At 67.8% G+C, this 5,909-nt stretch carries 6 protein-coding genes; all 6 read left to right on the top strand.

The genetic code is table 11. The features are described 5' to 3' along the window. Positions 1-63: 63 nt before the first annotated feature. The 6 genes from VGD44_RS09915 to VGD44_RS09890 are packed head-to-tail and all read left to right on the top strand — an operon-like array spanning position 64 to position 5,790. A complete protein-coding gene (locus VGD44_RS09915; protein ID WP_331086433.1) occupies positions 64-1,284 on the top strand; it encodes a hypothetical protein in 1,221 nt (406 codons plus the stop codon). Between the two features lie 14 nt (positions 1,285-1,298). Then, a complete protein-coding gene (locus VGD44_RS09910; protein ID WP_331086431.1) occupies positions 1,299-2,126 on the top strand; it encodes an SLBB domain-containing protein in 828 nt (275 codons plus the stop codon). Positions 2,127-2,152: 26 nt separating this feature from the next. Continuing rightward, positions 2,153-3,508, top strand: a complete 1,356-nt coding sequence (locus VGD44_RS09905; protein ID WP_331086429.1) for a GumC family protein — start codon at positions 2,153-2,155, stop codon at positions 3,506-3,508. 20 nt (positions 3,509-3,528) lie between these two features. Further along, positions 3,529-4,218 carry a CpsD/CapB family tyrosine-protein kinase gene (locus VGD44_RS09900; RefSeq protein WP_331086427.1) on the top strand — a complete coding sequence of 230 codons (690 nt, stop codon included), beginning with the start codon at positions 3,529-3,531 and terminating at the stop codon, positions 4,216-4,218. Between the two features lie 7 nt (positions 4,219-4,225). Next, positions 4,226-5,104, top strand: coding sequence for an exosortase V (xrtV, locus tag VGD44_RS09895; protein WP_331086425.1), 879 nt, complete (start codon positions 4,226-4,228; stop codon positions 5,102-5,104). Next, positions 5,101-5,790 carry an exosortase C-terminal domain/associated protein EpsI gene (locus VGD44_RS09890; protein ID WP_331086422.1) on the top strand — a complete coding sequence of 230 codons (690 nt, stop codon included), beginning with the start codon at positions 5,101-5,103 and terminating at the stop codon, positions 5,788-5,790. Before xrtV ends, VGD44_RS09890 begins: the two co-directional genes overlap by 4 nt. Positions 5,791-5,909: the final 119 nt, after the last annotated feature.

Here is a 5,909-nt window from a genome sequence, read left to right as displayed (position 1 = left end):
CGGCTTTAACTGCTAGTAAGCACCTCGTTAGGCAAGACATGGCGGGGATTGGAGCAGTTGGGGATGCGACTGAGGACGCTGGCCCTTGGGGCGGTATTGAGCGCCGGCGGGGGCGCGGCGGTCGCCCAGCAGGCGCCACAGGTACCGAATGTCGCCCATGAGCGGCAGTGGAATGTCGACGCCCGTCTGGCGGCCTACTACGAAACGAACATCGCTCACACGGGCAAAGCCGTGGCCCGCTCGCGGGGAATCGTACCCGAGGACGTGAGGATCACGCCGCAGATCGCGGCTGACATCGTCCAGCCCATCGGCCAGAGCGCCTTGTTCCTGAACGGCGTGGCTGGCTACGATTTCCATAACCGCAACGATAGGCTGGACCGCGCCCGCTACCAGGTCACCGGGGGCGGCACGGGGGTCATCGGCATCTGCCGGCCGATCCTCTATGGGACCTACAGCGGGCTCCAGAGCGACCTGGCCGACCTGAACCTTGTCACCGTGGAGAACGAACAGGTGACCAAGGGCGTATCCGCCGGCGTCCAGTGCGGACGGCCGGTCGGGCTCAACGGCGGCGCCACGGTGCAGCGCTTCGACACCAAGAACTCGGCCGACCGGCTGGTGGTCCAGGACCACACCGCCGAGACGCTCTTCGTCCAGCTTGGCTATGGATCGCCCAACCTGGTGAACGCGTCGCTGTTCTACAGCTACGCCAACAACGAGTACCCGAACCGCGTGATCGTGGGGCGGCCGATCGGCGACGGCTTCTTCACGGAGACGGTCGGGCTCCAACTGCAGCGCAGGTTCGGCCCCCGCCTGACGACCGGCGGGTCGGTGTCGGCGACGCGTCTGAAGCGCGAATTCGCGCCGGCGGGCACGAAGCAGAAGATCACCGCGACGACCTACGCGGCGAACGCTTCGTACCGCGCCGGGTCGCGCCTGGAGCTCAATATGCTCGCCGCGAAGAACGTGCGGCCCTCGGACCGCCCGGGCAAGCTCTTCGACGTGGCCGAAAGCCTCGAAGGCAGCGCCCGCTACCGCCTGGGCGGCCGGTTCAACGTCGTCCTTGGGCACGTCTATCAGGACGTCGTCTCGAACGTGGACACCCTGCAGGCCGGACTGGTGGTCACCAACTCGCGGCTCAACGCAACCTACGGCCAGTTCGAGGTACGTCGAGTGGGCAACGGTTCGGTGACACTCGATGTGCGACATGAGCGTAGAGACACCAATCTGCCGAGTTTCAATTATACTTCCACGCGTGTCGGCCTAATTACCTCCTACAGCTTCTGACCGGGCGAGGATCCATGCCGCTAAAGTTCCTTAGAGCTGCCGCCGTCGCGCTAGCCGCCGTCGCCATGTCGACGCTCGCCTGGGCGCAACCCGCGCAACCGCCGCCGACCGCGCCGTCAGGCCCTGTCGTGTCCGAGGGCGCTTCGTCGGCCTACCTGCTGGGCCGCGACGACGTGGTCGAGGTGGGTCTCCTGGGCGGCGGCTACTCCGGCGGCCGCGTGCGGGTGCAGGCCGACGGCACAGTCCAGCTGCCATTCATCGGCAAGGTGCCCGCGGCCGACCGCACCACCGCCGAACTGTCGGAAGCCGTCCGCAAGGCCCTGCAAACCGGCGGCTATTTCTCGGATCCCGTGGTGACCGTCGAGGTCGTCGGCTATGCCAGCCGCTATGTCGTGGTGCTCGGCGCCGTCGGCAGTCCCGGCCTCGTGCCGATCAATCGCCCCTATCGCGTTTCCGAGATCCTGGCCCGCGTGGGCGGCGTCCGTGAGGGCGCGGCCGACTACCTCCAGGTCACCTCGTCCGACGGCACGGAAATCAAGCTGCCGATCCGCGAGCTGGCGTCGGCCGGCGGCGACAAGGACCCCTTCGTCAAGGCCGGTGACAAGATCTACAGCCCGAGCGCCGAGACCTTCTACATCTATGGGCAGGTCAATTCGCCGGGCAATTTCGCGATCGTCAGCAACATGACCGTGCGCATGGCGATCGCCAAAGCGGGCGGCCTGACGGAGTCCGGCTCGGACAAGAAGGTCGACGCCACCCGCGGCGGCAAGAAGGTCAAGCTGAAGCTCGATGACCTCCTCCAGCCCGGCGACGTGTTGGTCGTCGGCGAGCGGCTGTTCTAGCACAGCGCCCCGGGAGCACGCAGCCGATGAGCATCATCCAGTTCCTTCGCATCATATGGGCCTATCGGTTCCTGATCGTCGCTTCGACCGTGATCTGCACGCTGATCGCCGCCGTGACGGTGCAGCTGGTGCGGCCGCGCTACGAGGCGCAGTCCCGGGTGATGCTCGACGTGATCAAGCCCGACCCGGTCACGGGCCAGGTCATGGCGACCGCGTTCCTGCGGGCCTACACCAAGACGCAGATCGAGCTGGTGAAGGATCTGCAGGTCGCCCGCCGCGTCGTGGAGGATCTGGGCTGGGAGAACGACCCTAGATTCCAGGCGGCCTATCGCAACCGCGACAGCGCACAGATGGACCTCGACTTTACCCGCTGGGCGGCCGAGGAAGTCATGGGCGGCGCGAACGCCAAACTCATCGAGGGGTCGAACATCCTCGAGATCAGCTTCGGCTCGCCATCGCCCGAGCGCGCCAAGCAGGTCGCCGACGCTCTGCGCAAGGCCTACATCGAGATGACGCTGCAATCGCGGCGCGAGGCGGCTCGCCGCAATGCCGACTGGTATGAGGCCCAGGCCGAGAAGTCGAAGGCCATCCTGTTCAAGGCCGAGACCGACAAGGCCACTTTCGAGCGCGAGAACGGCATCCTGCTGCAGGATGACAAGATCGATATCGACAGCGCCCGCCTGGCCGCGCTGGCTTCGCAGGGACAGGCTCCCGTCTTCTCGGGCCCCGCGGCGCCGGCTCCGTCCGCCGGCCAGCTCGCGCTCGCGGACGCCGAGCTCGCTCAGGCCTCGCGGGTCCTCGGCCCGAACCACCCGACGCTGAAGGCGCTGCAAGCCCGCAAGGCCCTGCTCGAGCAGCAGGTGGCCCAGGAGCGGAACACGGCTGCCAGCGCCGCCAACGCGGCCGTCTCGGCGGCGCGCGCCACAAGCGGCATGCTCGAGGCGCAGAAGGCCAAGGTCATGGCCCAGCGCGATAAGGTTGAGCGGCTGCGGCTGATGCAAGATGAGATCGACCTGCGTCGCGAGCAATACACCAAGGGCATCGCCCGCGCCGCCCAGCTGCGGCAGGAGGCCGAGGTCGCAGAGGCGGGCGTGGTTCCGCTGGCCAACGCCATCACGCCGCAGGAGCCCGAGTTCCCAAAGAAGCGGCTCATCATCGCTGCGTCCTTCTTCGGCGGCATGGGCCTCGGCCTGGTGATCGGCCTGATGCTTGAGCTCTTCGGCCGCCGGATCCGTAGCGCCGACGACCTGGAAGGCGCGGTCGACGCCCCGGTGCTGGCCGTGGTGCGGCGTCACGGCAGGCCCGCTAAGACCAGCTGGTGGCGGCCTGACTTCGGGCGTCGCATCAAGCCGTTCCGTCCGCGCTCGGCGGCAAGCGCATGAGCGTACAGAGCAAAGTCGGCTTGAGCGCGGCTCCCCGGTCCGCCCCCGTCGACGTGGGCGCTGCGGCGCTCCAGTACGAGTTCTCGCCCGACCTCGTGACCCTGGCCGAGCATCGGCCGGAGGAGACCGAGGCCATCCGGACGGCGCGCACCCACATCATCGCGCGCCACATCAAGGACGGCCGCCGCGGCCTCGCCGTGTGCGCCGCCACGCCGGGCGTGGGCTGCAGCTTCATCGCGACGAACCTGGCGATCTCGCTGGCGCAAGTCGGCGTGGCGACCCTGCTGATCGACGGCAACCTCCGCCAGCCGCGGCTGGACAGCCTGATCCGGCCACAGACCCCGCCCAGCGGGCTGAAGCAGTGCATCGTGGACGAGGGCGGCGACGCGGGCGGTCTGATCCATCCTGAGGTGATCTCGAACCTGTCGCTGCTCTACGCCGGCGGCGTGGCCGACAACGCCCAGGAGATCCTGGCGGGCGATGGGTTCAAGACGCTGATCGAGCGCTGCTTGCGCGACTTCGAGTTCACGATCATCGACACGCCGCCCGCCAACACCTGCGCCGACGCCCGGCGGATCAGCACGGTGGTAGGTTACAGTCTCATCGTGGCCCGGGCGCACGCGACGCGGACGTCAGAGGTCGCGAACCTGGCCGAACAATTGCACGAAGACGGCGCCCAGGTGGTGGGCACGGTCCTGAACGAGTTCTGAGGGTGGCATGGCGGCGGTGGTAGGGGGCGAGGAGACGAGGCGGCCGTTGCCGTCGCTCGGCGCCCTGGTCCTGGGGCTGGTGGCCCTGGCGGTGGTCGCGCCCACGATGTACCGGCTCGGCACACAGGTCTGGTCCAAGGAATTCGGCGCCCACGGTCCGATCGTGCTGGCCACCGGAGCCTGGCTGCTGTGGCGGCGCTTCCCGGCAATGTCCGCCGAGGGGACCAACGGCAACGCCTTCCTGACCTTCGCGATCGCGGCGGCCTCGCTGGCCATCTACGTCTTCGGGCGGGCCTATGACCTCCTCAGCCTGGAGGCCGGCGGCCTCTACGGCTTCGGCCTGGCGGTGCTCTATGACCGCTTCGGCCTGCAGACGATGCTCAAGAACTGGTTCCCGATCTTCTACCTAGGCCTGCTGCTGCCAGTGCCGGGCTGGATGCTGGACGAGTTCACCGCACCCCTGAAGCTGCTGGTCTCGACCCTTGCGGCGGGTGTCGTCGTACCGTTCGGCATTCCGCTGGTGCAGGAAGGCGTGACCATGACGGTCGGGCCGTATCAGCTCCTCGTCGAGGACGCCTGCTCGGGCCTGAACTCGCTGATCGGCCTGATCGCCATCACGATGTTCTATATCTACCTGCTGCGGAACGCTGGCTGGCGCTACTCGCTGTTCCTGGTGGCGCTGATCATCCCGGTGGCGATCATCGCCAACGTGATCCGCATCGTCTTCCTGATCCTGCTGACCTACTTCTTCGGCGACGCGGTTGGGCAGGGCTTCCTGCACATCACGGCCGGCCTCTTCCTGTTTGCGCTCTCGCTGCTGCTGATGTTCCTGATCGACAGTGTCGTCTCGCGCTTCTGGCCGGGCGCCAAGGAGACGGTGGTATGAGCCTGCGTCGTCGCGACCTGGTGCTGGCCGGCCTGGGCGTCGTCGCGCTCGGGACCGCCGAGGTGCTGCGCCCCCGCAAGCGCCTGGTGCTCTTGAAGAACGGCACGATCGCCGAGGCCATCCCGCCGCAGTTTGGCAACTGGATCTCCAACAACGCCGACCTGGTGAGCCCCGAGCAGGCCGGGCGACTGGCCAAGACGCTCTACAGCGAGACAGTGGGCCGGGCGTACGACAACACCGCCGACGGCTCCACGGTGCTGATCCTGGCCGCCTACGGCGACACCCAGAGCGACCTCCTCCAGCTGCACCGGCCCGAGAGCTGCTATCCGGCGGTGGGCTACAGCCTGGCCCTGAGCCAGCCGACCACCGTCGACATCGGCGGGGGCCAGAAGCTTCCCGGCCGCCGCGTGATCGCCAAGATCGAAGAGCGGGTCGAAAACATCATCTACTGGACGCGACTCGGCGAGCGGCTGCCGCAGGGCGGCGGCGAACAGCGCGACGCGCGCCTGGCCAACGCCATGGACGGCTTTGTGGCCGACGGCATCCTGGTGCGCTGTTCGGTCGTGGGTGAGAGCGAGCAGGCGTTCGCTACGCTGGAGCGGTTCATTCCAGAGATGCTGCGCTCGGTGCGCACCGACCTGCGCCCAGCGCTGATCGGGACGCGGCTGGCGCAGCGTGTGGCATGAGCGGCTCCGCTGAGCCCCGTGTCAGCGTCATCGTTCCCCACTACCAGGACCTGAAGGGCCTGGACCTGTGCCTGGCCTCGCTGGAGCGCCAGACGCTGCCGCGGGATCAGTTCGAGATC

The organism is Phenylobacterium sp., assembly GCF_036402295.1.
GTDB lineage: Bacteria > Pseudomonadota > Alphaproteobacteria > Caulobacterales > Caulobacteraceae > Phenylobacterium.
The sequence above is the reverse complement of the archived record's forward strand: the minus strand, read 5'-3'. Positions and strand labels throughout refer to the sequence as shown.

Coding starts and splice junctions, on each gene's coding strand:
- VGD44_RS09915 (WP_331086433.1), top strand. CDS start 64: ATGCGACTGAGGACGCTGGCCCTTGGGGCGGTATTGAGCGCCGGCGGG.
- VGD44_RS09910 (WP_331086431.1), top strand. CDS start 1,299: ATGCCGCTAAAGTTCCTTAGAGCTGCCGCCGTCGCGCTAGCCGCCGTC.
- VGD44_RS09905 (WP_331086429.1), top strand. CDS start 2,153: ATGAGCATCATCCAGTTCCTTCGCATCATATGGGCCTATCGGTTCCTG.
- xrtV (WP_331086425.1), top strand. CDS start 4,226: ATGGCGGCGGTGGTAGGGGGCGAGGAGACGAGGCGGCCGTTGCCGTCG.
- VGD44_RS09890 (WP_331086422.1), top strand. CDS start 5,101: ATGAGCCTGCGTCGTCGCGACCTGGTGCTGGCCGGCCTGGGCGTCGTC.